General features: G+C 74.4%; 26 protein-coding genes. 10 read left to right on the top strand and 16 right to left on the bottom strand.

Annotation, left to right across the window (positions count from 1 at the left end; all coding sequences use genetic code 11):
* Positions 1-8 precede the first annotated feature (8 nt).
* The 3 genes from ACUW6W_RS08125 to ACUW6W_RS08115 are packed head-to-tail and all read right to left on the bottom strand — an operon-like array spanning position 9 to position 3,820.
* Entirely contained in the window at positions 9-569 is a 561-nt protein-coding gene (locus tag ACUW6W_RS08125; RefSeq protein WP_073117326.1) for a GNAT family N-acetyltransferase, read from the bottom strand.
* 6 nt (positions 570-575) lie between these two features.
* A complete protein-coding gene (locus tag ACUW6W_RS08120; protein WP_454180107.1) occupies positions 576-3,035 on the bottom strand; it encodes a YhgE/Pip family protein in 2,460 nt (819 codons plus the stop codon).
* On the bottom strand, positions 3,035-3,820 hold the full coding sequence (locus tag ACUW6W_RS08115) for an ATP-binding cassette domain-containing protein (RefSeq protein ID WP_069941208.1): 786 nt from the start codon (positions 3,818-3,820) through the stop codon (positions 3,035-3,037). The genes ACUW6W_RS08120 and ACUW6W_RS08115 overlap by 1 nt, the downstream gene beginning before the upstream one ends.
* A 72-nt stretch (positions 3,821-3,892) precedes the next feature.
* Here ACUW6W_RS08115 and ACUW6W_RS08110 point away from each other — a divergent pair, with 72 nt between their 5' ends.
* Positions 3,893-4,501: a TetR/AcrR family transcriptional regulator gene (locus ACUW6W_RS08110; protein ID WP_020624715.1), complete on the top strand. Its 609-nt coding sequence runs from the start codon at positions 3,893-3,895 to the stop codon at positions 4,499-4,501.
* Positions 4,502-4,522: 21 nt separating this feature from the next.
* Here ACUW6W_RS08110 and ACUW6W_RS08105 read toward each other — a convergent pair whose 3' ends face one another.
* Positions 4,523-5,290, bottom strand: coding sequence for a sulfite exporter TauE/SafE family protein (locus tag ACUW6W_RS08105; protein ID WP_036382325.1), 768 nt, complete (start codon positions 5,288-5,290; stop codon positions 4,523-4,525).
* A 74-nt stretch (positions 5,291-5,364) separates the two neighbouring features.
* Between ACUW6W_RS08105 and ACUW6W_RS08100 the strand changes: the two genes are divergently transcribed.
* Positions 5,365-6,621, top strand: coding sequence for an NAD(P)/FAD-dependent oxidoreductase (locus tag ACUW6W_RS08100; RefSeq protein WP_454180106.1), 1,257 nt, complete (start codon positions 5,365-5,367; stop codon positions 6,619-6,621).
* A gap of 12 nt (positions 6,622-6,633) precedes the next feature.
* Positions 6,634-7,323, top strand: coding sequence for a M23 family metallopeptidase (locus ACUW6W_RS08095; protein WP_020624712.1), 690 nt, complete (start codon positions 6,634-6,636; stop codon positions 7,321-7,323).
* On the opposite strand, the gene ACUW6W_RS08090 is transcribed toward ACUW6W_RS08095, so the two are convergent.
* Positions 7,313-7,822: a GNAT family N-acetyltransferase gene (locus ACUW6W_RS08090; protein WP_044659331.1), complete on the bottom strand. Its 510-nt coding sequence runs from the start codon at positions 7,820-7,822 to the stop codon at positions 7,313-7,315. The two genes, ACUW6W_RS08095 and ACUW6W_RS08090, sit on opposite strands and share 11 nt — an antisense overlap.
* Positions 7,823-7,894: 72 nt before the next feature.
* Between ACUW6W_RS08090 and ACUW6W_RS08085 the strand changes: the two genes are divergently transcribed.
* On the top strand, positions 7,895-8,440 hold the full coding sequence (locus tag ACUW6W_RS08085) for a GNAT family N-acetyltransferase (protein WP_113914261.1): 546 nt from the start codon (positions 7,895-7,897) through the stop codon (positions 8,438-8,440).
* Between the two features lie 35 nt (positions 8,441-8,475).
* On the opposite strand, the gene ACUW6W_RS08080 is transcribed toward ACUW6W_RS08085, so the two are convergent.
* The 4 genes from ACUW6W_RS08080 to ACUW6W_RS08065 form a co-directional block, all read right to left on the bottom strand.
* Positions 8,476-8,688, bottom strand: a complete 213-nt coding sequence (locus ACUW6W_RS08080; RefSeq protein WP_010079881.1) for a hypothetical protein — start codon at positions 8,686-8,688, stop codon at positions 8,476-8,478.
* A gap of 135 nt (positions 8,689-8,823) precedes the next feature.
* Positions 8,824-9,939, bottom strand: coding sequence for a type I restriction endonuclease (locus ACUW6W_RS08075; RefSeq protein ID WP_036314529.1), 1,116 nt, complete (start codon positions 9,937-9,939; stop codon positions 8,824-8,826).
* Between the two features lie 259 nt (positions 9,940-10,198).
* A complete protein-coding gene (locus ACUW6W_RS08070) occupies positions 10,199-10,543 on the bottom strand; it encodes a hypothetical protein (RefSeq protein ID WP_010079880.1) in 345 nt (114 codons plus the stop codon).
* Positions 10,544-10,642: 99 nt separating this feature from the next.
* A complete protein-coding gene (locus ACUW6W_RS08065) occupies positions 10,643-11,872 on the bottom strand; it encodes a PucR family transcriptional regulator (RefSeq protein WP_020624876.1) in 1,230 nt (409 codons plus the stop codon).
* Positions 11,873-11,962: 90 nt separating this feature from the next.
* Between ACUW6W_RS08065 and ACUW6W_RS08060 the strand changes: the two genes are divergently transcribed.
* Both ACUW6W_RS08060 and ACUW6W_RS08055 read left to right on the top strand, forming a co-directional pair.
* Complete coding sequence (locus ACUW6W_RS08060; RefSeq protein ID WP_113914262.1) at positions 11,963-13,015, top strand: ferredoxin reductase; 1,053 nt, start codon at positions 11,963-11,965, stop codon at positions 13,013-13,015.
* A 68-nt stretch (positions 13,016-13,083) separates the two neighbouring features.
* Complete coding sequence (locus ACUW6W_RS08055) at positions 13,084-14,358, top strand: fatty acid desaturase family protein (protein WP_454180105.1); 1,275 nt, start codon at positions 13,084-13,086, stop codon at positions 14,356-14,358.
* Positions 14,359-14,503: 145 nt separating this feature from the next.
* Here ACUW6W_RS08055 and ACUW6W_RS08050 read toward each other — a convergent pair whose 3' ends face one another.
* On the bottom strand, positions 14,504-14,983 hold the full coding sequence (locus ACUW6W_RS08050) for an SRPBCC family protein (RefSeq protein WP_113914264.1): 480 nt from the start codon (positions 14,981-14,983) through the stop codon (positions 14,504-14,506).
* A gap of 73 nt (positions 14,984-15,056) precedes the next feature.
* The gene (locus ACUW6W_RS08045) at positions 15,057-15,311 is read right to left on the bottom strand and encodes a glutaredoxin family protein (RefSeq protein WP_020624868.1); all 255 of its coding nucleotides are present in this window, start codon (positions 15,309-15,311) and stop codon (positions 15,057-15,059) included.
* Positions 15,312-15,346: 35 nt separating this feature from the next.
* Here ACUW6W_RS08045 and ACUW6W_RS08040 point away from each other — a divergent pair, with 35 nt between their 5' ends.
* Positions 15,347-16,165, top strand: coding sequence for a spermidine synthase (locus tag ACUW6W_RS08040; protein ID WP_454180104.1), 819 nt, complete (start codon positions 15,347-15,349; stop codon positions 16,163-16,165).
* Between the two features lie 15 nt (positions 16,166-16,180).
* Here ACUW6W_RS08040 and ACUW6W_RS08035 read toward each other — a convergent pair whose 3' ends face one another.
* A complete protein-coding gene (locus ACUW6W_RS08035; RefSeq protein ID WP_113914266.1) occupies positions 16,181-16,690 on the bottom strand; it encodes a MarR family winged helix-turn-helix transcriptional regulator in 510 nt (169 codons plus the stop codon).
* Positions 16,691-16,714: 24 nt separating this feature from the next.
* Between ACUW6W_RS08035 and ACUW6W_RS08030 the strand changes: the two genes are divergently transcribed.
* Positions 16,715-17,950, top strand: coding sequence for an MFS transporter (locus ACUW6W_RS08030; protein WP_270618105.1), 1,236 nt, complete (start codon positions 16,715-16,717; stop codon positions 17,948-17,950).
* A gap of 39 nt (positions 17,951-17,989) precedes the next feature.
* Here ACUW6W_RS08030 and ACUW6W_RS08025 read toward each other — a convergent pair whose 3' ends face one another.
* The 3 genes from ACUW6W_RS08025 to ACUW6W_RS08015 all read right to left on the bottom strand — a co-directional run bounded on the left by ACUW6W_RS08025 (position 17,990) and on the right by ACUW6W_RS08015 (position 20,269).
* Complete coding sequence (locus ACUW6W_RS08025) at positions 17,990-19,021, bottom strand: DMT family transporter (protein ID WP_454180103.1); 1,032 nt, start codon at positions 19,019-19,021, stop codon at positions 17,990-17,992.
* Positions 19,022-19,038: 17 nt separating this feature from the next.
* Positions 19,039-19,602 carry a GNAT family N-acetyltransferase gene (locus ACUW6W_RS08020; RefSeq protein WP_371469898.1) on the bottom strand — a complete coding sequence of 188 codons (564 nt, stop codon included), beginning with the start codon at positions 19,600-19,602 and terminating at the stop codon, positions 19,039-19,041.
* Between the two features lie 91 nt (positions 19,603-19,693).
* A complete protein-coding gene (locus tag ACUW6W_RS08015; protein ID WP_454180102.1) occupies positions 19,694-20,269 on the bottom strand; it encodes a hypothetical protein in 576 nt (191 codons plus the stop codon).
* A gap of 246 nt (positions 20,270-20,515) precedes the next feature.
* Here ACUW6W_RS08015 and trpB point away from each other — a divergent pair, with 246 nt between their 5' ends.
* Both trpB and ACUW6W_RS08005 read left to right on the top strand, forming a co-directional pair.
* Positions 20,516-21,817, top strand: a complete 1,302-nt coding sequence (trpB, locus tag ACUW6W_RS08010; RefSeq protein ID WP_454180101.1) for a tryptophan synthase subunit beta — start codon at positions 20,516-20,518, stop codon at positions 21,815-21,817.
* A 54-nt stretch (positions 21,818-21,871) separates the two neighbouring features.
* Positions 21,872-22,573: a ZIP family metal transporter gene (locus ACUW6W_RS08005; protein ID WP_036337122.1), complete on the top strand. Its 702-nt coding sequence runs from the start codon at positions 21,872-21,874 to the stop codon at positions 22,571-22,573.
* 30 nt (positions 22,574-22,603) lie between these two features.
* Here the strand turns inward: ACUW6W_RS08005 and ACUW6W_RS08000 are convergent, their stop codons facing one another.
* Complete coding sequence (locus tag ACUW6W_RS08000; RefSeq protein ID WP_036315591.1) at positions 22,604-23,524, bottom strand: glucose 1-dehydrogenase; 921 nt, start codon at positions 23,522-23,524, stop codon at positions 22,604-22,606.
* Between the last annotated feature and the right edge of the window lie 117 nt (positions 23,525-23,641).

Below are 23,641 nucleotides of genomic sequence, written 5' to 3'. Positions count from 1 at the left end.
CGGTGGGCTCACTCCACCGTCAGCAGCCGCACCCAGTCGTCCTCGACGCGCTCCCCGCCGACCACGAACTGCCGCGCCCCGATCGTCGCGAAGCCAAGGCGCTCGTAGAACCGGTTGGCCCGTGTGTTCTGCGCGTTCGTGCCGAGCCACACGTGCCGGAACCCCAGCCGCCTCAGCCGCTCGACGCCGTCGTGCACGAGGGCCTCGGCCAGCCCGGTGCCGCGCCCCTCGGCGAGCACGTACAGCTTCGAGAGGTGGCCGGCCGGCACGTCGCCGAGCCGCTCCGTGACGGGTGCCTCGGGGGTCGCGGCGGTCTCGTACATGGCGTAGCCGAGCAGGGTCTCCGGGGCGTCGGCCGCGGCGCCCACGAGCACGATCCGCTCCGGGTCCGCGATCCACGCGGCCACGGCGGCCTCGCTCAGGTGCAACGCGATGTGCGCCTCCACCGCGGCACGCGGCAGCGAGGACGGGGAGGCGTCCGGGAAGGTGGCCGCGGCGATCGCGGCGATCGCGGGCGCGTCCTCGGGGCGGGCCGGACGGACGACGGCGGCGCGGGGTGCGGAGGTCATCCCCGCTCAGGCCTGCAGCGCGGGGTGCAGGTCCTTCATGCGGAACCGACGCCGGCGCCGCACCACGAGCACGTCCAGGGCGAGCGCCGCCGCCCCGATGCCCATCAGCACGACCACCGGCACCCAGAAGCGCTGGTCCAGACCGCCGGAGATCGCGTTGCGGAACGCCTCGATGGAGTAGCTCATCGGCATGAACGGGTGCAGCGCCTGGAAGAAGCCGGGCAGCACCTCGGCCGGGTAGGTGCCGCCGGTGGAGGCCAGCTGCAGGATCAGCAGGACCAGCAGCAGCGCCGAACCGGGGGTGCCGAGCGCCGTCTGCACCAGGTGCGCGATGAGGGAGAACACCACGGCCACGAGCACCGTCAGGGCCACGGCCCGCACCGGGTGCACGGGGGCCAGGCCCAGCGGCAGCGTCGCGGCGAGCATGAGCAGGCCGCCGCCCACGGCCACGATGCCCACGGGCAGCCACGCGGCCAGCGCGATCGCCACCGGGTTGCGGCGCCCGGCCAGCAGCCGCCCGCTGATGGGCCGCATGATGTTGAACGCGGCGATGCCGAACACCCACAGCGCGATCGAGAAGAACATCGGCGCCATGCCGCGGCCGTAGACCTCCGCGGAGTTGTCCACCTGCATCACGGCCTCCACGGGCCGGGACATCACCAGGGCGGCCTCGTCCCGCTCGTCCTCGGTCAGGGCGGGGACGCGGTCGACGCCGTCGGAGAGCCCGGAGGCGAGCTCGTGGGCGCCGTCGTCGAGGGTGCCGAGGCCGGTGTGCAGCTCCCCGGCGCCGTCCTGGAGCTGGGCCAGGCCGTCGTCGAGCTCGGTGGCGCCGGACTCCAGCTGGCCCGCACCGTCCTGCAGGGTCAGCGCCCCGTCGTGGAGCGCGGCGTTGCCCTCGGCGAGGGTGGTCGCCCCGTCCGTCAGCTCGCCGAGGCCGGACTGCAGCTCTCCGGCGCCGTCCTGGAGCTGGGCCAGGCCGCCGTCGAGCTCGGTCGCGCCGGAGCCCAGCTGCTCGAGGCCGTCCGCGAACCTCCCGGCGCCGTCGGCGAGGGAGTCGGCCCCGTCCTTCGCCTCACCGATGCCGCCCTGCAGCTTCTCGGCGCCCGCGGCCACGGCGTGGGCGCCGTCGTTGAGGTCCGTCAGATCCGCCTTGGCGGAGGCGGCGACGTCGTCCTCGACGAAGCCCTGGACGCGCTCGTTGGCGGCCGCGGAGGTCGCGGCGGCCTCCTCGGCGCGGCCGGCGACGGCGGTCACCCGCTCGTCCGCGCCGGTGAGCGCCTCCTGGAGCGCGGCGTATTGCTCGGACTCGGCGAGTGTCGGGTCCTCTTCGGCGAGCTCGGCCAGGGCGGCCTGCGCGTCGGCGATGCGGGCGCCCGCGCCGTCCTCGGCCGTGCCGGCCACCTCGGCGACCCGCTGGACGTCCTCGTCCACCGCGGCGACGTCGGCGGCCACCGCGTCCTGCCGCTCGATCACCTGGTCCAGGCCGGGGATCACCGTGTCGTAGAGCTGCTGGGTGCCGTCGGCCACCTGCGTGGCGCCGTCGGTGAGCTCGGCCGATCCGGTCTGCAGTTGGGCCAGCCCGTCGGAGAGGTCCGTGGCGCCCTGACGCAGGGCGGGGGCGTTCTCGGCGAGCTGCCCGGCACCGTCGGCGAGGGCCTGGGAGCCCCCGCGCGCCTGGTCGAGCCCGTCGGCCAGGCGCCCGGCCCCGTCCTGCGCGGACGCGGCGCCCTCGGCGAGTCGCTGGGCGCCGTCGTCGGCCTGGGCGGCGCCGTCCGCGAGGTCACCCGCACCCGTGGCGAGCTGGCCCGCGCCCTCGGCCAGCTTGCCCGAGCCGTCGTGGGCCTGGACGATCCCGTCCTCCAGCTGGCTCGCGCCGTCCTCCGCGGAGGCCGTGCCGTCGGCCAGCTGCGCGGCGCCGTCGGCGGCGTCCACCATGCCCGACCGCAGCTCGCCGAGGCTGGAGAAGACGGACTCGAAGTACGCCTCGATCGCGGACCGGTTCACGGCGGCCTCGACCTTGGCCTGGCTCGCGTTCGTGACGGAGCCGATCACGAAGCCGTTGGCGTCGTCTCGGCGCAGGGTGATCTGCGCCTGCTGCGGTGTCCCGCCGCCCTCGGGGCTGACGAGGTCACGGCTGAGCTCGGCGGGGATCTCCAGGACGAGGTAGTACCGGCCCTCCCGCAGTCCCTCCTCGGCCTCCTCGCGCGTGGTCTCGCGCCAGTCGAAGGCGCGGTCGTCCTTGAGGCGTTCGGTCATGTCCGCGCCGGTGCGCAGCGTGGTGTCGCCGCGCTGGACGGGCTCGTCCTCGTTGACGATCGCCACCGGCAGCCGGTCCATGGCCCCGTAGGGGTCCCAGTTCGCGGACAGGTACAGGGCGCCGTAGATGGCGGGGACGAGGAAGATGAACAGCAGGGCGAGCAGGGGCAGGCCACGGCGGAAGCGTCGCAGCTCGTAGCGGAACAGCATCAGTTCTCCCGGACGGGGGGCAGGGTGAGGACGACGGCGTCGCGCGGCACGGGCGCGGAGGCCACGGCGCTCACCGCGAACGGGTGGCCGTGGTCCTTGAGGACGTCCAGGGCCGCGTGGAGCGCGACCAGCTCATCGATGGTCAGGGTGGCGTCCACGTCGTCGAAGGTGACGAGGCGGGCCGGGCGCAGGCAGGCGACGACGGCGGCCAGCAGCGCGCGCTCGGGTGCAGGCAGCTCCCCGACGACGGCCTCCGGCGCCACGCTCAGCCTCACCGCGTCCGCGAGGAGGGCGAAGCGCGCGCGGCCGGCGCGGCGGCGCACGCCGTCGGCGAGGCAGCGCTCGTCCACGACCTCGGCCGCGGTCAGCGCCGGCTCGAGCTCCACCACGTCGGTGGTGTGGGCGACGGCGGTGCGGGCGCGGAGGGCGTGCGGGTGGCGCGCGGCGTCGATCGGGGGCCGGTACGCGCGGGCGGCGGGCCGCTCCGGCCCGTCCAGGGCGACGTCCACGGGGCCGCCGGTGAGCACGAGCTCGCCCCGCACGCCCTGCAGGCGCCCCGTGAGGGCGAGCAGCAGGGCCGAGCGGCCCGAGCCCTGGGTTCCGAGCACGGCCAGGTGGGTCTGCGGGGGCAGCACGAGGTCGAGGGGGCCGAACACCGGCCCGCGACCGCCGCGCAGGGTCAGACCGCGCGCCACGAGGGTGGCGGGCGGGAGGTCGTCGAGGTGCGCCGGGACGGGGGCGGGCCCGGGGCCATGGTGATCGGCGTCGGTGGGAGTGGAAGACATAGGCCCTCTTTGCCGAGTCGAGGCGGATTCAATACCATCGGTATTCAATACCATCGGCATCGAGAGGGCAACATGGCCACCCGACCCCGCCGCGAGGATGTCCGCGCGGCCATCCTCGACCACGCGGCCCGGGTGTTCGGACGGGAGGGCTACGCGCGCTCCTCCCTCGCCCGCATCGCGGCGGAGGCCGGCTACACGAAGGGCGCCGTCTATTCCGGCTTCGCGGGGAAGCCGGACCTCTTCGCCGCCGCCTGCACCGTCCAGTTCGAGCGGGCGACCACCCGAGCCATGGACGGCGTCGCCGACGCCCTGGACGACCCCGACCTGCCGCGCGAGGACCTGGTGGCCCGCGTGGCGGAGGCCCTGGCCGACGTCGTGCTCGAGACCACGGGCTCCTGGCCCCTGCTCCTCCACGAGTTCCAGGCCGTGGGCCTGCGCGAGCCCGCCGTGGGGAGAGCCTACCGGACGCTCACCGTCCGGCGGCGGGACTTCCTGGCCGGCCTGCTGCGTGAGCACCGCGTGCTGGCCGACGTCCCGGACGAGCAGGTCACGCACACCGCGGCCATGCTCCTGATGCTCGTGCACACGCTGTCGGTCGAGCGGCACCTGGCCCCGGAGGACCTGACGGTGGACGACGTGCGGGACACGCTGGCCGCGGCCGTGCGCTCCCTCCTGCCCTGACGCCTGCGCGCCGGCCCCGCCTCAGCCCAGAGTGCCGGCCACACCGCGCACCAGCGCCACCGTGCCCCCGACGCCGGCCAGGCAGATCGCGAGGACGCGCGCCTTCTCGGGGTCCACCCGGCGGGCCACCACCGAACCGAGCAGCACACCCAGCGGGCCGCCCGCCACGACGGCGACCCACACCGGCCACGGCACGTGCAGCCCCGCGGGCACGGCCGCGCCGAACAGCGACTTGGTGACCAGCGAGGTGAGATTGGCCAGCAGGAACACGGGCTGGAGGGTGGCCGCCCACGAGCGCTGGTCCCACCGGCTCGCCACCGCGTAGACCGCGAGCGCCGGCCCGGCGATGCCCGCGGTGGTGTTCATGAACCCGGCGACGGCGCCGGAGGCGAACACGGCCCCGTTCCCCTGGGCGGTGAAGCGCTGCTGCAGGCCCAGGACGGCGGCCACGGCCACCAGCACGGAGGACCCCAGGAGGATCTCGAGGGCGTGGGCGTCCAGGACCCGCACCGCCCACGCCCCCGCGAACGAGCCGGCCACGAGCAGGGGTGCGAGGCGGACGAAGCGCGGCCAGTCCACGTGCCTGTGGAGCACCGCGAACAGCAGCACCGCGGACACCGAGGCGGCCACGTTGGACAGCGTCACCCCCGCCACCGGGCCCAGGAGCAGGGACAGCGTGGGTGCGGCGATCATGCCGACGCCCATTCCGCTCACCCGCTGGAGCGTGCCGCCCACGGTGATCGCGGCCAGCGCGACGACGGCCGGCAGCCACACCAGGGAGGGGTCCATGCGGGCAGTATGCCGGAGCCGGGGGTGCCCGTCGGCCCTGGCGCCCGCCCGTGACGGGTGCGCATGCTGGCCGCATGGCCCAGCACAGCTCCACTCCGTACCCGCTCGTGATCGTGGGCAGCGGCCCCGCCGGCGTCAGCGCCGCCCGCGCCTACGTCGACGCCGGGGGACCCGGCCCCGTCCTCATGCTCACCTCGGACGTGGACCACCCCTACGAGCGCCCGCCGCTGTCCAAGGAGCTGCTGCGCGGCACCGCCGAACCCGACCCGACGGTGCTGGACGAGCTGCCGGACGCCGTCGAGCTGCGCCGGGGCGTGACCGTCACCCACGCGGACCTGGGTGCGCGGACGCTGTGGGCCGCCGAGGAGCCGATCCGCTTCGAGCGGCTCATCCTGGCCCTGGGCGCCCGTCCGGTCCCCCTGCCGGACGTCGAGGCCGACGCCGAGGTGCACCTGCTGCGCTCTCTCGACCACGCCCGCCGCCTGGTGGCCTCCGCCGGGCACGCGCGCTCCGCCGTCGTGGTGGGCTCGGGGTTCATCGGCTGCGAGGCGGCCGCCTCCCTGGCCCTGCGCGGGGTGGCCACCACGCTGGTCACCCCGGACGAGGTGCCGCAGCAGAAGCGGCTCGGCCGCGAGGCGGGCGATCGGATCGCGCAGTGGCTGATCGGCGCCGGCGTCGAGCTGCGCACCGGCGTGCGGGTGGGGCAGGTGCGCGCCCCGCGCACCGTCCACCTCGACGACGGCGCCACGCTCGCCCCGGACCTGATCCTCGCCGCGGTGGGGGTCGAGCCGGGGGGCGGGTGGCTCGAGGACTCCGAGCTGACCATGCACGAGGGGCGGATCGTGGCGGACGAGCACCTGGCGGCGGCGCCGGGCGTGTGGGTGGCCGGGGACGTGGCCCGCGCCCACCACGCCGTGGCCGGCCGGCCGATCCCCGTGGAGCACTGGGGCGACGCCCTCGGCATGGGCGAGGTCGCCGGGCACAACGCGGCCCGCACCGAGGTCGGCGTGCCGGGCGGCGCCGGCCAGGCCTCCGTGCTGGCCCACGCGGCGACGGCGGACCCGGAGTCCCTGCGGCGGTGGGAGGCCGTGCCCGGGTTCTGGAGCACCATCGGCGAGCACACGCTCAAGCACGCCGCGTGGGGCGACGGCCACGAGCAGGCCCGCATGGTGGAGCGCACCGGCGGGTTCACTCTCTGGTACACGGACGCGCAGGACCGCGTGGTGGGCGTGCTGACCTACAACGCGGACGAGGACTACGAGCGCGGGCGGGAGCTGGTGGCGGGCCGGGATGCCGTGGGCGAAGGCCGAGGCCGTCCCGACCCTGCATGACAGACTGAGGGGATGACCACCCCGACCCCCGGCGCCGGCTCCCCGGGCAGCGGGGTGGCCGGGGGCGTGCTGGCCGCAGTGGGGGCGCTGGCCCTGATCGCGACCGTCCTGGCGCTGGTCCTCGCGTTCGGTCCGGCCGGCCGGGACGACGCCGGCGCGGGCGCCGAGCGGCGGCGCTGGAACGGCGGCTTCACCCCCGCCCCGCCCACGGTGAACACGCAGGGGTACGCCGAGCCCGTGCAGGGCCGCGTGACCTCCCGCTTCGGGCCCCGCCCCAACCCGTTCGGCGAGGGCGTGGTGCCCTCGGGGGTGTCCGAGGAGGCCCTGACCCGCCACGACGGCGTGGACCTCGGCGGGGTGCCGGAGGGCACGCCCTTCCACTCGGTGTCCGACGGCCGAGTCCTATTCGTGGAGGCCGGCGGGGACGCGGGCGGCAACCTGCTCGCCGTGGACGCCGGGGACGGCCACGTGTGGCGCTACCTGCACGCCGCCCCGGACTCCACCGTGGTGGACGCGGGCCAGCGCGTCTCCGCCGGGGACCACCTGGCCGGCGTCGGGCAGACCGGCGCCGCCACCGGCGTGCACCTGCACCTGGAGCTGCGCGTGGACGGCGAGCCGGTGGACCCGGAGGCCTACCTGGCCGAGCGGGGCGTGGAGCTCGGCGGCTCCTACCCGGAGCGGCGCCGCGGCCTCAGCCGGTGACCGGGCCGCCGCCGTCGTCCACGGACCCGGCCCAGCGGACCTCCCCGTCCACGACCTCGTCCGTCGGCGCCAGGCCGATCGCCTGGGCGACCCGCTGGGAGGCCGTGTGCTCGGGGTGGACATCCGCCACGAGGCGCCGCACCCCCCGGTCCCGCAGCTCGCCCTTGAGGAGGCCGGCGGCCTCCTTCGCCAGCCCGCGGCCCTGCCACGGCGTGCCGATCAGCCAGGCGATCTGCGTGGGTCCCCCGTCCACGGGGATGGTGGCCTGGACGTAGCCGACCGGCCGGCCCTCCGGCTCCAGCACCACGATCCAGTTGGCCCAGTCCTCCGCGCCGTCCTCGGAGCGACCGCGCGCGAGGATCGCGTACCGCTGCCGCAGCTCCTCCTCGCCCGGCGGCGTCCCGCCGGTGTACGTGTACAGGTCCGGGTCGGCGAGGACCGCGGCCATGGCCTCGGCGTCATCCACCCGCAACGGGCGCAGGGAGAGGGAATGCGGCATGGGCACAGTCGACCAGCCCGGCCCCGCGCAGACAAGAGGCGGGGCGCATCCGCCCGCCGCTAGCCTGGGCGCATGCCGCCCGCCCCCACCGCCCGTCTGCGCTTCCGCGAGATGGCCGACGCCGACCTCGACCACCTGGCCGGCCTCCTCGCCGATCCCGTGGTGATGCGCTTCTACCCCGCCCCGCGCACGCGCGCGGAGGCGGCGGCGTGGATCGCGGGCAACCGGCGCCGGTACGCGCAGGACGGGCACGGGCTGTGGATCATCGAGACCCACGACGACGGCGGGTCCGGCTTCGTGGGCGACTGCGGCCTGACGTGGCAGGAGGTCAACGGGGAGCCTCGCCTGGAGGTCGGCTACCACGTGCGGGCCGACCTGTGGGGGCGCGGCTACGCCACCGAAGCGGCCGCCGCCTGCCGGGACCACGCCCGGGACGTGCTGGGGCACCACGAGCTCGTGGCGATCATCCACCCGGAGAACACGGCCTCGCGCCGGGTGGCCGAGCGGATCGGGATGACCGTGGTGGGCGAGGACCGCACCGGCGCGCCCGAGGCCCGCGCGGCTCTGGGGCTCGAGGCGCGCACCGTGCTGGGGATGAGGCTCCGGCCGGGCGCGTGAGGCGCGGCCCGGCCGGACGTCTCAGCCCCGGTCGCTCACTTGGCGTGGCGGGCGAGCAGCTCGCGGGCGGCGTCCAGGCCGCCGGCCTCGACGTCGTAGGAGCCGGTGGACGCGTGGTGGGCCTCGACCGCGTCCGTGATCCGGTAGTGGTCCGGGTTGCCGGGCGGGTCGGAGGTCTCCAGCACGTGGATCAGGTAGGTCTCGCCGGCGGCCAGGGCCTGGCGGTCGTCGCGCTCGTGATGGGTCATGACGTCCTCTCGGGTCGGCGCCCGGCGGGTCTGTCCCACCGGGGCGTGCGCACCAGGGTGGCGCATCGACGGCGGCGGGGCACAGTCCTGCCCGCCCGCGGGCCGGATCCGGTCAGTAGGCGGGTCAGAGTCCGCTCAGGCCCCGACGTAGGAGCTGACGACGCTCCGCAGTGCCTCGGCGGATTCGTAGATGTCCTCCAAGTTCTCGAGGTCGGCCCGCGTCCTGTTCTTGTCCGCATCGAACAGCACCAGATATTTCACCTTCCCGTCGAAGTGAAGGCGCGCGATCGGCTTCCGATTGTTGTCGTCCAGGATGACGCTGCAGTACGAGGCTGCGTCGCGCATGTAGACGCGGTTCATCGGCACGATTCCGGCGAGAATCGCCTTGATGATGCGGAAACCCTCGATCTCCTCTTCGGTCGTCACCACGCCCGGCTTGAGCTGGCCCTCCTGACCGTTCTCCTCGTCGGACAGGACCGTCTGATCGCCGGTGGCCACGGGCTCAGCGGGAGCCGCCAGTACCGGAGCGACCTGGTCGCCCAGGGCAGTCTTCAGCCGCGCGTTGACGCGATCGTTGATGTACTGGCGCGCAGCCTCCTCGGTGAGCCGGGTGAAGGTCTCCACCGCCTTGGCGTTCATGTACCCGGAGTACACGCGCTTGGCGAGGACCTTCACCAACTCATCGCTCGGCGCAGCCATCTCGGCAGAAATCTCGCGCTTGATGGCCGATACGTACTTCAGCTCCTCGGCTGCGGCGATGACCGAGTCGAGATCGAAGGATCCCTTCGCCAGCTGCTCGAGCTTCGGCACGGTGACCGGGTCGATGTCCAGAAGATCGAGGACGAGGAACGGACGCTCGTCGAGGATGTTGGCCTTGTCGAGGTCCGTGTAGAAGTTCCACACCCGCCCGTTGGTGAGCACGCCGATCCGCGCTTCACTGGTGTGGAAGTAGCGCACCAGCTGGCTCGCGTGCGCCAGGGACAGCTCCGAGCCGACCTTCTTGGCCTCCACGAGGATGTTGACCTTCCCCTCCCGCATGATGGCGTAGTCGATCTTCTCCCCCTTCTTCAGGCCCAGATCTGCGACGAACTCCGGGACGACCTCCTGGGGATCGAACACGTCGTAGCCCAACACCTGCGAGATGAATGGCATGACGAGCGCGTTCTTCGTCGCCTCTTCCGTGTCCAGGGAGCTTGCGTAGTCGCGGGCTCGCCGAGCCACTTGCGCAAGCTTGTCCTCGAATTCAGTCATGCCGTTTCACCCATCCGTGAGTAGGAGCCGGGAATCCGGCAGCCTCGCACGTCAGCGCCCGAAGGCCCGCCGCAGCTGTGTCGAAATATAACCCAGCTCACAAACACGCTACGGGGACCCTCGCAGGCGCTCCGTGGCCGGACCGCGGGATCGCCCGGAACGCGAGGCGGCCACGACGCGTCGCCTCTCACAGGAAGGAGACGGGGCGTCGTGGCCGCGTTCCGCGGGGGGCCGCCCTGTCAGGCGACGCCCGGCCGGCTCAGCGGTTGCCGGGGTGCTGCGGGTCGGCCGGGATGCCGCGGCTCAGGGGCTCCACGGGCGGGCCGCTCGTCTCCGGGGTCACGGGCGAGCCGGTGCGGGAGCCGCCGACCTCCGGGGTGTCCGGCACCTGATCGCCGGAGGGCTGGGCGCCGGAGCGCAGCGCCTCGAGCCGCGTCTCGAGGACCTGCACCACGGGCAGGCGGTCGCCGTGGGCGCGCTCGTAGGCGAGCAGCTGCTCCACCTGCGACTCGTCGAGGCCGGTGATCCGGGTCGGCAGCGTGCCGTTGGGGATGTGGTCGTAGTCCGGCAGGGGGAGCTCGTCGCGGTTCGGGGCGTTCGTCATGGCACTGTCCCTCTTCTCTCGTCGGGGTCCCTCGTCGGGATGCGTGGTCCACCCACGCTAGTGAAGGCCCCCGTCAGACGGCACCCCCTGCCGCCCCGCTCACCCGACCCCGTCCCGCCGCGCCCGCAGCACGATCTCCAGGTCGAACCGCGCGTCGGGGTCCTCGAGGGCCTCCCCGAACAGCTCGCGCAGCCGGCCCACCCGGTACCCCACGGTCTGGGGGTGCACGCCGAGCTCCGCGGCGATCGGCGCCCGCTGGCCCCAGTGCGTGAGCCAGGCGAGCAGGGTCTCCTCCAGCACCGCCCGCTTCGCCTCGCTCACCTCGTCCAGGGGCGCCAGCACGCGTTCGGCCAGCTGCGTCACGACGCGCGGCTCGGCCCCCAGCACCACGCGCGCCAGGTGGTCCGCGGCGAGGATCGGGGACGGGGCGCCGTCGTCGTCCTCCCCCTGCGCGGGCTCCGCCGTCCGGCCCGCCGCCTCCTGGACGGCCAGCGTGCGGGCCACCCGGTAGGAGTGGGGCACGAGCGGCCAGTCCACGGCCGGCCCGACGACGGCGGCCGTCCCCGCCAGCAGGCGCAGCATGCGCTCGCGGCGGCCCTGGGAGGGCGTCGCGTCGATCACGGCGACCACCTCCGAGTCCCGCTCCACCACGAGCCCGGCCCGGCCCAGCCTCTCCCGGACGGCGACGCCGGCGTCCGCGGGCAGCACCACCACCGCCAGCCGGCGCGGCAGCCGCCAGTCCGCGAGCGCGGCCAGCCGTTGCACCTCCTTCTCCTCGGTCCCGCCCCGGACCAGGGCGGTGGCGAGGGCGGCGCGGTGCAGCTCGAGCACGCCCGCCTGGGCGGACTGCGCCTCCGCGTACGCCTGGGCGCTGACGGAGGAGAGCTCGTCGATGTACGCCCAGATGGACTCGCCCAGCTCGATCACCACGGACATCTCCAGGCCCAGGCGCGCGCACTCGGCGGAGAGCTCGCGGAACACGATCCGCGCGGAGGTGCGGTACGCGCCGAGCAGGGCGTCCATGGAGCGCCCCTCGCGGAACTCGCCGGCCCCCAGGCGGGCCATGAGGACGCGGGACTCGCTGTTCAGGGCCGGGCGGGTGGTGCCGGGCAGGCTCATCAGCTGCTCGAGGGCGGTGGTCACGCCGGCGGTGAGGTTCTTGCCGTAGTGGCCGTCGCGCGCCGCCGCGTAGGCGGGGATCTGGTCCGGGACCGTCTCGATGATGCGCTCCATGATCCCGGGGATCGCCGGGGCCAGGCGCTCCGCGAGGTCGTCGGGGAGGGACTGCCAGGGCGGGCGCCAGTCGGGGGCGGGGGTGGTCTGCGTCACACTCAATCTTGTCTCCTCGCGATGAAGTGATGGCCCAGATCGTACGCTGAAGACGAAGAACTGCGGCATGCCGAGCCATAGACTGGAGCCATGGTCGGCCCGTCTCTGTTCTCCCGTCTGGCGTCGACGCTCCTGCACCCGCTCACGCCGCAGGATGTCCTCGGCCTGCTCGACCCCGTGCACTCCTCCCGCCAGCTGCGCGGGGTGGTCACCTCCGTCACCCGCGCGACGCCCGGCGCCGCCACCATCGCGTTCCGCCCCGGACCGGGTTGGCGGGCCCACGACGCCGGCCAGTGGGCACGCGTCGGCGTCGACGTGGACGGGGTGCGGCAGTGGCGCTCCTACTCGCTCTCCGCACCCGCGGGCGCGGACCCGGAGATCACGGTGTCCGACATCGGCCTCGTCTCCGGCACGCTCGTGCGCCACACGAAGCCCGGCGACGTCCTCTTCCTCGACATCCCCGAGGGCGACTTCACCCTGCCGGATGAGCCGCGCCCGCTGCTCATGCTCACCGCCGGCTCGGGCCTGACCCCGGTGATGTCCATGATCCGCACGCTCGTGCCGGCGCGCCGGGATGCCGACGTCGTGCTCATCCACTCCTCCCGCACCCCCGAGGACGCCCTGTTCCGCGAGGAGCTGGCCGAGCTGGCCGACCAGTTCCCGGGCCTGCGCGTGGTGCACCACCACACCGCGGAGGCGGGCCGCCTCGACCTCTCCTCCCCCGCGCAGCTCGAAGGCGTCTGCCCCGACTGGCGCGAGCGCGCCGCCTACGCGTGCGGGCCGGCCGGGTTCCTCGACGACGCCGAGGCCCTGTGGCGGCGCGAGGCGGCCGCGGACCTCACCATCGAGCGGTTCCAGGCCGACTTCGCCCCGGGCGTGGCGGGGGCCGGCGGCCGCGTGGTGTTCGAGCACGCCGACGTCGAAGTGGACGCTCCCGGCGACGTGCCGCTGCTCGTGGTGGCCGAGGAGGCCGGCGTCGCCGCGCCCGCCGGCTGCCGCATGGGCATCTGCCACGCGTGCCTCACGCCGCTGCGCTCGGGCCAGGTCACGGACCTGCGGACCGGGCAGGTGCACGGCGAGCCCGGCGAGCTGGTCCAGACCTGCGTGAGCGCCGCCGCCGGCCCGCTGAGCCTCGACCTCTGAACCTGACGCCCGGCCCGCGACCCGGGCCTCCCCGACCATCCCCCGCCTCCCGTCCCCAGGAGCACCGCATGACCCAGACCCCCAGCCGCACCGGCGCCACCGCCCCGGACGATCTGGCCCTGGCCATCCCCGGCACCACCGTGCGCGGCCGCGCCGCCCGGGTCCTGCCACAGGACCGCCCCGACACCACGAGCTGGGCTCCGCACACCCCCGAGTCCCGCCCCACCACCGCCACCGCGACGCCGGGGCTGCCGGGCGTCGTCGGGAGCCCGGCGGTGCGCCCGCCCGGCGCCGCCCACCTGACGGACGCGCAGGTGGCCGAGCTGGGCCGGGAGCTGGACGCGATCCGCGACGACGTGCTCTCCCGCCGCGGCGCCTCCGATGCGGCCTACATCCGCCGCGTCATCCGCTGGCAGCGCCGGCTCGAGCTCGGCGGCCGCGCCCTCCTGCTCAACGCACGCCACCCCGCCGCGTTCGTGGCGGGAACAGCCATGCTCACGGTCGCGAAGATCGTGGAGAACATGGAGATCGGGCACAACGTGCTCCACGGCCAGTGGGACTGGATGCGCGACCCGGACATCCACTCCACCACGTGGGAGTGGGACTTCGTGACGCCGTCGCGGGCCTGGCAGAACACCCACAACGACCTGCACCACCGCTGGACCAACGTCGTCGGCAAGGACCGCGACGTGGGCTACAACGTCCTGCGCATGGACGAGTCCGAGCCGTGGCGGCCCCGCCACCTGCTCAACCCGGTGATCAACGCGGGCCTCGCCCCGATCTTCGAGTGGGGCATCGCCCTCTACGACCTCGAGCTGGACCGCGTGAAGGCCCGCGAGAAGTCCCGCGAGGAGCTGATGACGGATCTGCGCTCCGTGGGTGTCAAGGCGGCCCGGCAGTTCGCGAAGGACTACGTGGCCACGCCGGCCGTCGCCGAGGTGCTGACCGGCTCGGGCAAGGCCACGCTCGCGGGCACGCTGCTGGCCAACGGCCTGCGCAACATCTGGGCGCACTCGGTCATCTTCTGCGGGCACTTCCCGGAGGGTGCGGAGACGTTCTCCGAGGAGATGGTGGACGGCGAGACCCGCGGCGACTGGTACGTGCGGCAGATGATCGGCTCCGCGAACATCTCCGGCTCGAAGCTGATGCACTTCATGACCGGCAACCTCTCCCACCAGGTGGAGCACCACCTGTTCCCGGACCTGCCGTCCAGCCGGTACGCCGAGGTGGCGCCCCAGGTCCGTGAGATCTGCGCCCGCTACGGCCTGCCGTACACGACCGGCCCGCTGCTGCGGCAGGTGGGCTCCGCGTGGAAGAAGGTGTTCCGGCTGGCGCTGCCGTGAAGCGGCGCGCGACGTGGCCGTCCACGCCGGCACCGCCCCGCGCCCGGGCCGGATCTTCTGCGGATCTGACCCTTCTGGCTGCTCGTTCGACCGCCAGAAGGGTCAGAACCGCAACGGATTCCCCTCGGCCGGGTGCGCGGCCGGCTCAGCCCTGACGCTCGGCGAGGTCCGCGAGCCGGTCGATCGACGCGCGGAGCTGCTCTTCTCCGGTCCGCAGCGCCTTCTGGATGCGCTTCGGGTCGGTCAGGGCGGTCCAGTCGTAGGTGTGGGTGACGCGGCAGCCGCCCTCGTCGTCGCCGTCGACCTCCCACCGCCAGAGCTGGCCGAACGGCTCCCCGCCGACCTCGGAGGGCTTCCAGGCGATGCGGCGGCCCTCCTCGAACTCGACCACGTGGTTCGCGCGGTCCACGCCCTTCTGCAGGGTCATCACGAACACGTCCCCGACGGCGGTCACCCGCTGCCCGGGGGCGGCCTCGGCCAGGTTGTCGTTGCCGTCCCACTCGGGCTGGCGGGAGGGGTCCGCGATCAGCTCGAAGACGACGCCGGCCGGGGCGTCGACGTGGTGGGTCGCGGACACGACGCGGTCCTCAGGGGCGGGCAGGGTGGTCTCGTCGAAGTGCTCCATGGGGAGAGCGTAGACCCCGATGCGCACCCGCCGAGAGGGTCGGCGGGGCTCGCTCCGGGAGCGGCCCCCGATCTCAGATCAGGCCCAGCGCGGTGAGCTTGGCCGCGGTCTCCTCGTTGGTCGGCTCCACCTGGTGGTCACCGTCGGGGAACACGACCACGGGGATGTTCTTCCGGCCGGAGATCCGCTCGGCGGCATCGGCCTGGGCCGGGTCGGCGACGAGGTCCACGTAGTCGTAGGCGACGCCGAGCTCGTCGAGCTGGCGCTTGGTGCGCAGGCAGTCGCGGCACCAGTCGGCGCCGTAGACGGTGAGGACGTTCTGACTCATCCGTCCAGCGTACTGAGGGGTGGGATGCTGGGGGCATGCCCGCCCAGCCCTCCCCCTCCGGCCGCACCGTCCACCTGTCCACGTCGGGCGTGGACGCCCGCATCGCCCCCGACGAGTTCGGCGGGTTCGTCCTGGAGATCGGCGGGGCCGTCCAGTCCCACGTGGACCTGGCCGACCCCTTGCGCATTCGCTACGAGTACCTGCGCCGCATGGCCCACGTGCTCGACGGCGTCGCTCCGGCGGGCGCGCCGGTGCGGGTCCTGCACCTCGGCGCGGGCGCGCTGACCCTGCCGCGCTACCTCCAGGCGACCCGACCCGGCTCGGAGCAGACGGTGGTCGACCTGGACCGGGAGCTCGTGTCCTTCGTGCTCGCCGAGCTGCCCCTGCCGGCGGGCACGGACCTCGTCTCCGTGGTCGCGGACGCGCGCCTGGCCGCCGTCGACCTCGCGCTGGACGGGGAGCGGTTCGACGCCGTCGTGCTGGACATCGGCACCGGCGAGGAGGGCGCCGAGCACCTGCGCGGCGCCGCGTTCTACGGGGAGCTGCTCGAGCTGCTGACGGCGGGCGGGGTGCTGCTGGTGAACATCGGCGACGACGCCGGCCTGCGCTTCCTGGGCGCGGAGCTGGGCGCCCTCGAGGAGGCGGCCGCCGACGCCGGGGTGCCCGGCCCGTGGACGCTCGCGGACCACGGGATGCTGGAGCGCCTGGACTGGGGCAACGTCGTGCTGGCCGCGGGGGCGCCGCTGGGAGAGGCCGGCTGCACGGAGCGCCTCGCCGCGGCGGGTCCGCATCCGGCGGCCGTGCTGGACCCGGCGGAGTCGGCCGCGCTGGCCGCCCGCATCCGTCACACCTGAGGGCGGGCGCGGTGCTCAGGGCCGGGGGTCCTCCGCCCCGGGGCCAGCCTGCGGCCGGGGCCACGGGTGGCCCCGGCGCTCCTCCGCCCCCTCGTTGAAGCGTCGCAGAAGCCTGCAGAACTCAGCGACGTCCTCGGCGGGCCAGGAGGCGACGATCTGCGCCACGTTGTCCGCGCGGGAGCTCAGCTCCGCGGTGAGGCGGGCGCGTCCCTCCTCCGTGGGGCGGTGCAGCCGGGCGGGGCCGCCGTCGGGGTCCTCCACCCGCTCGACGAGGCCGGCCTTCATGGCGGCGGCCACCTGCCGGTGGACGGTGGAGACGTCGAGGTCGAAGGCCTCGGCCAGCTCGGCGACGCTCATGGCCCCGCCCGCCTCCAGGCGGGCGAGCAGCACGGTGGCGCTGCGCTCCAGCGCACTCGACCGACCGTAGGGGGCCACCCCCTGCGTGGCCACCCGCAGCAGGAGCATGTGCTCGTACATGATCCCGCGGACCGGGTCGGGCCACGCCCCCTCAGATGATTGCATCATGCAAACGATGCTACCTTTTGCATCATGCAAATCGCCGAGCAGGAACGCATCGCCTCCCCCACCTTCGTCCTCGCCTGGGTGGTCTCCTTCCTCCAGTTCCTCGCGTTCTACGCCCTCGTCACCACCATGGCCGTGTACGCGGTCCGGCAGTTCGCCGCCTCGGACGCCGGGGCGGGGCTGGCCTCGAGCGCCTTCGTCATCGGCGCCACCCTCAGCCGCGTGGTCACCGGCCACGTGGTGGACCGCTTCGGCAAGCGCCGCGTCCTGGTGGTGGCCCTGGTCGCCGTCGCACTGTCCTGCACGCTCTACCTCGTCGCCTCCTCACTGCCGGCCCTGGTGGCGGTGCGCATGCTCCACGGCGCCAGCTACGCCTTCGCCAGCACCGCCGTCATGGCCCTGGCCCAGGCGGCCATCCCCGACGGGCGACGCGCGGAGGCCACCGGCCACCTCGCGCTGGGCACCACCCTGGCCACCGCGATCGGCCCCGCCCTGGGGCTCTTCCTCGCCGGCTCCATCGGCTACGTGTGGCTGTTCCGGGCGACTCTGGGGATCACGGTGGTCAGCCTCGTGCTGGGCCTGCTGGTGCGCGAGGCGCCCGCCGCGGCGGACGTCGACGGCGAGCGCGCCGCCGGCGAGGTCCCCCTGGAGCACCCCGCCCCCGCGGTGGGCTTCCGCCTGCGCTCCGTGCTGCACCCGGCGGTGCTGCCGATCAGTGGCTTCATGCTGCTGGTGGGCCTGAGCTACGCCGGGATCCTCACCTACCTGAACGCCTACTCGGTGGAGCGCGGGCTCACAGCCGGCGCCGGCCTCTTCTTCCTGGCCTACGCCGCGGCGATGCTCGTCATGCGCCTCACCCTGGGCACCCTGCAGGACCGCCGGGGGGACGACGCCGTCGTCTACCCCGCCCTCCTCTGCTTCACAGCCGCGCTCCTGGTGCTGGCCTTCGCCACGCGCGACTGGCAGGTGGTGCTGGCCGGGGCGCTGAGCGGCCTCGGCTACGGCACGCTCATGCCCGCGGCCCAGGCGATCGCCGTGAACGCGGTGCCCTCCCACCAGCTCGGCGCCGGCATCTCCACCCTCATGCTGTTCGCGGACGTGGGGCTGGGCCTGGGTCCCGTGCTCCTCGGCGGGCTTGTGGCCTCAGCCGGCTACGGCGCCATGTACGCGGCCCTGGCGGGCGTGCTCGTGGTCGCCGCCGGGTACTACTTCGTGATGCACGGACGCCGGCACGGGCGGCGGGAGACCGTGGCCCGCGCCTGAGTCCCGCGCGGTGACGGCGGCCTGCCGCCGCGGGCGGCGCTACCGGCGCCGCGCCGGCCAGGACGCGAGCGCGACGGCGGCGAGGGCGCCCAGGGTGCCCAGCACCGTCGTCGTGGTGACCGTGGATCCGTCGGTGGGGGCCACCAGGTCCACCACGAGGGAGCCCAGGAGGTTGCCCGAGACCAGACCGAGGGTGGCGGCGAAGACGCCCAGGCGCGGGACGACCATGGCGCCCACCCCGATGAACACGCACCCCAGCGGGCCGCCGAGGTAGAGCCGCCAGTCGTGCGGCAGCGCGGGCAGGCCGTGGCCGGAGGCCAGGGCGATCCCGCCCCACACGATCCCGAGGAAGAGGACGCCGGCGGTGAAGTTGACCAGGGTCGCCGGGATGGCGGTGCCGTAGGCCGTGGTCTGACGGGCGTTGAACACCTGCTGTCCGGCGGTGGCCAGACCGGCCAGCAGGGGCAGCAGGGCCAGCAGCGCCCAGCCGGGCCCGCCGCCGACCTCGCCGAGTGAGGGCCACACCACGAGGGCGACCGCGGCCAGGGCGAGCGCCGCCCCCGTGAGGCGCCGCGGCGTCAGGCGCTGCACCCCGGCGGGGCTGAGCCCGAGCCGGTCCACGACCATCCCGCCGACCACCTGCCCGGTGACCACGGCGACCGTGAACACGGCCACGCCGAGGGGACCGATCGTCGCGGACTGGGTGAGCACCAGGAGCCCGCCGATCACGCCCGCCACCGCATACCACGGGCGCACGGACCCCGCGGCCAGGGCCGGGCGGATGCGGGCCAGGCCCCGGCGGCCCCGCGGCGTCAGCACGCTCACGAGCACCATGACGACCAAGCCCGCCGCGAAGGAGCACAGCGCGGCGAGGACGGGGTCGCCCGTCAGGTGGGCGAGGCGGGAGTTGATGCGGCCCTGCAGCGGCATCACGGAGCCGGCGGCCACCGCGAGCGCGAACAGCAGGGCGGTCGCCCGCGGGGAAGGGGCGTCCGGGCGGGCGGCGACGTCGGCCGGGCGGGGGCGGGCGGGTTCGCGCTCGGCGGACGGGGCAGAGGGTTCGGGTGGCATCCCCCCGTTGTACACCTCTAGGCGGCCAGGCGCGCGTCGAGCCCAGCGCGCACCGCGGGCCACTCCTCGCGCACCACGCTGAAGTAGTCGACGTCGGCGATCGTGCCGTCCGCCGCCGGGCGGAAGCGGCGCAGAGTGCCCTCGAACGTCGCGCCCAGGCGGGCGATGGCGGCGTGTGAACGGGCGTTGCGGTGGTCGCAGCGCAGGGCCACCCGCTCCAGCGCCCATTCCTCGAACGCGTGCCCGAACAGCAGCAGCTTGCAGCCGGGGTTCACGGAGGTGCCCCACACCCGACGGGCGTAGACCGTGTGTCCCACCTCCACCCGCAGCCCCGGCACCAGGTCATAGAGGCTCGTGCGCCCCACCAGCTCCCCGCCCTGCTCGACGGCGAACGCGAAGGTGCCCTCCCGCTCGCTCAGCTCGGCGAGGTGCGCCGACATGGCCGCGCCGTCCACCGGCAGGGGCGCGCTGTTCCCCGCCCACATGGCCGCGTCGACGAGCTCGCGCAGGGCGGGGCCGTCGTCGGGGGTGAGGGGGCGCAGGGTGAGGTCCCCGCGGGTGAGGACGATCTCGTGCTTCATGCACCCATCCTGTCAGCGGCCTCGGGGTGATCTCCCGGCACGACGAGACCGAGCGCCACGGACGAGGGCGTCGCCCGGGCGACCGGCCGGCTCAGAGCGTGGCGGACCGGCGGGCGGAGGCCCGCATGGCCGCGACCCGCTGCGCCACGGGGGCCTCCAGGGCGCCCGGCTGCAGGGCCGGCGCGAGGTCGGCGGCCACCTCTCGGGCGACCCCCTCGAGGGCGGAGGCGTCCTGGGCGACCCAGGCGCGCAGCGTCAGGTGCTCCCGCATCCACGCCGTGAGCGTCTCCTCGGACTCCGGGGTGAGGGCGAAGCCCGTCCCCGCCGCACCCGGGCTGGTGCGCTCCACGTCCAGGCCGAGCTCGCCCGCCAGCAGGGCGGCGAACGCCTGGCGCAGCTGCGAGGCGCCGGTACGACCGGACTGGAAGGCGGCGCGCACCTCGCGGCACTGCAGGCTCTCGTCGGCCACGTCGACGGCGAGGACGTCACCGGCAGCGGGGGTGAGGCCCAGGGCGGCACGGGCTGACTCCTCGGCCACCACGGCCACGATGCCGGGCACTGCGGGGGCGGCGGTGAGGAAATCGGCGTACCGCATGCCCGGAGTGGCGGCGAGCACAGCGGCGGCCTCGGCGGTCGGGGACGGGGTGTCGACGGCGGTGATGGTCATGGATCCAGGGTGAATCGCGATTCACTGAGACGGGGAGCGATGTCCATATTCTGAGATTTGCAATCACATGGTGAGACCCACGCCGCCCGGCGTGCAGTACGCTGGCCCCATGCAGATGCGCGCGCAGCAGTGGTGGGCCGCCTGAGGGCGGCCCCGGTCATGCGCATCTGACACGACGAGCCGCTCGCCTGCCGGGCGGCTCGATCATGAGCGGCTCCGGCGGGCCCCATCCCAGGAGGACCCCCGATGACCCACCGCAACCCCGAGGACAACGCCCTGAGAGGCGCCCCCGAGCCCCGCACCCTCGCCGAGGCCTGCGACCTCGTCACCACCCCGGACCTGGACGTCTCCGCGGACGGCATGTTCGGCCAGTACGGCGGCGCCCACCTGCCCCCGCAGCTGGCCGGCCCCATGGCCGAGGTCGCCCGCGCGTACGCCGAGGCGCGCCAGGACCCCGAGTTCTACGCCGAATACCGACGCCTGCTGCGCGACGCCGTCGGGCGTCCCTCCCCCCTGACCCCGCTGGACCGCCTCTCCGACGAGCTCGGCGGCGCACGGATCGTGCTCAAGCGCGAGGACCTGAACCACACGGGCGCCCACAAGATCAACCACACGATCGGCGAGGCGCTGCTCGCCAAGCGCATGGGCAAGCGCAGCCTGATCGCGGAGACCGGCGCCGGCCAGCACGGCGTGGCCCTGGCGACGGCGGCCGCGATGGTCGGCCTCGACTGCGAGATCCACATGGGCGCGATCGACGTGGCCAAGCAGCACCCCAACGTGGTGCGCATGCGCCTGCTCGGCACGAAGGTGGTCTCGGTGGAGCGCGAGGGCCGCTCCCTGAAGGAGGCCGTGGACTCGGCGTTCGAGGTGTACGCGGCGGACCCGGAGAAGTACCTGTTCGCGATCGGCTCCGTGGTGGGCCCGCACCCGTTCCCCACGATGATCCGCGACTTCCAGTCCGTGGTCGGCCGCGAGGCCCGCGCCCAGTTCCAGGAGCGGTTCGGGGCGATGCCGAACGCCGTCGTCGCCGCGGTGGGCGGCGGCTCCAACGCGATGGGCGCGTTCACCGCGTTCCTCGACGACGCCGACGTCGCGCTCGTGGGCGTCGAGCCCGGCGGCCGCTCCGCGACCAAGGGCGAGCACGCGATGACCATGACCCAGGGCCGCGACGGCGTCCTCCACGGCATGGCCACCCTCGTCCTCGCCGACGACGACGGCACCCCAGACCCCGTGCACTCGATCGCCTCGGGCCTGGACTACCCGGGCGTCGGTCCGCAGCACGCCCACTTCGCGCGCGTCGGCCGCGTCCGGTACGTGGCCGAGGACGACGCGGCCGTGCTCGACGCGTTCCAGCGGCTCACGAGGCTCGAGGGCGTCATCCCCGCGCTCGAGTCCGCGCACGCCGTGGCGCACGCGATCCGCCTCGCCCCGCAGATGGGACGGGACGAGCGGATCCTGGTCAACCTCTCCGGCCGCGGGGACAAGGACGTCGACTACGTGGCCGAGAAGCTCGGTCTCACGGGCGAGGCGGACGAGGTCGTGCGCTGAGCTGAGGCGGCGGCCCGGCGTCGCCCCCGGTCAGCGCGTAGCCTGGCTGCCGTGATGACCCTGATGTGGGGCGCGGTCGCCGCGTCCTCCCTGCTCGTGGGCGCCGTCCTGGCGACCCTGCGCCGCTGGCACATGGGCACGATCGGACTCGTGCTCGCCTTCGGCGCCGGCGCCCTGATCGCGTCCGTGTCCTTCGAGCTCGCGGAGGCGGGCGTGCAGGCGGCCGGACCTGCCGCCGTCGGCATCGGGTTGACGCTCGGCGCGGCCGCCTACTTCCTCGGCGACCGTGCGGTGGAGCGCTCCGCCGCGAGGTCCGGGGGCTCGTCCTCGGGTGCGGCGCTGACCGTGGGCGCGCTGCTGGACGGCATCCCGGAACAGCTCGTGCTGGGCATCGGGCTGGTCGCGGGCGAGGGCGTGTCCCTCGCGCTGCTCGTGGCGATCTTCATGTCCAACCTGCCCGAGTCCATCGCCGCCACGGCCGACTCCCTCGACGGCGGCAAGACGCGCCGCCACCTGCTGATCCAGTGGTCGCTCGTGGCGGTGGTCTGCGCCCTGGCGACGTGGGGCGGCGGGCTGATCGCCGACGTCGCCTCCCCTGCCCTGACCGGCGGCATCCAGGGCTTCGCGGCCGGCGCCCTGCTGGTCATGCTGATCGACACGATGATCCCCGAGGCCCGAGAGAAGGGCGGGGAGAAGGCCGGGCTGCTCACCGTGGTCGGCTTCGCGCTCGGCGCGTTCCTGTCCCTGGTGGTGTGACCGCCCAGGGACAGGAACGCCCGGCTCCGGTCACGGGGTGGGCATGCCGCCGGTCACCGGGATGGTCGCGCCCACCACATAGGAGGACTCCGGCGAGGCCAGGAACACGTACGCCGGGGCGAGCTCGGTGGGCTGCCCGGCGCGGCCCAGCGGAGTGGACTGGCCGAACTCCGGCAGGGCCTCCGGCTTCTGGCCGCCGGAGGGCTGCAGCGGGGTCCAGATCGGACCGGGCGCCACGGCGTTCACGCGGATGCCCTTCGGGGCCAGCTGCTGGCCCAGGGCCTTCGTGAAGGTGTTGATGGCGGCCTTGGTGGAGGCGTAGTCCACGAGCTGCGGCGGGGCCATGTAGGTCACCACGGACGTGGTGTTGATGATCGTGGAACCCGGCTTCAGGTGCGGCAGGGCGGCCTTGACCAGGCGGAACTGGGCCAGGATGTTGACGTCGAAGGTGGCCTCGAGCTGCTCGTCGTCGATGTCCTCGATCGAGTCCTGCGCCACCTGCTTGCCGGCGTTGTTCACCAGCACGTCCAGCCCGCCGAGCTTCTCGACCGCCTGGGCCACGAGGTCGGCGCAGAACGTCTTGTCGCGGAGGTCGCCGGGGATCCCGGCGGCGGTGCGCCCCTCCGCCTGCAGGACCTCGAGGACGTGCTGGGCGTCCTTCTCCTCCTCGGGCAGGTAGGTGATCACGACGTCGGCGCCCTCGCGCGCGAACGCGATCGCGGTGGCCGCGCCGATGCCGGAGTCGCCGCCGGTGATGAGCGCCTTGCGGCCCTCGAGACGGCCGGTGCCGCGGTAGGACTTCTCACCCAGGTCGGCCTTCGGCGTCATCTCCGCGTCCAGGCCGGTGCCGGGCAACGACTGCTCCGGCGGGCTGATCACGGGGTAGCGCTTCGTGGGGTCCTGCAGGGTGAGCTGGTCGGTGGTGGTGGTGTTCGCGTCGTCGTGCGCCACGGGGTGCTCCTCATGGTCTCGGGGCGGCGCGCGGTCTGCGCGCCGTTCTCCGAGCGTAGGGAGCAGCCCCCCGGCAGAGCCACGGCTGACCGCCGGGTCACCGGACGTGCCCCACCC

This window comes from Micrococcus sp. 093350064-1 (assembly GCF_053627955.1).
This window is presented reverse-complemented; position numbering and strand designations above follow the sequence as displayed.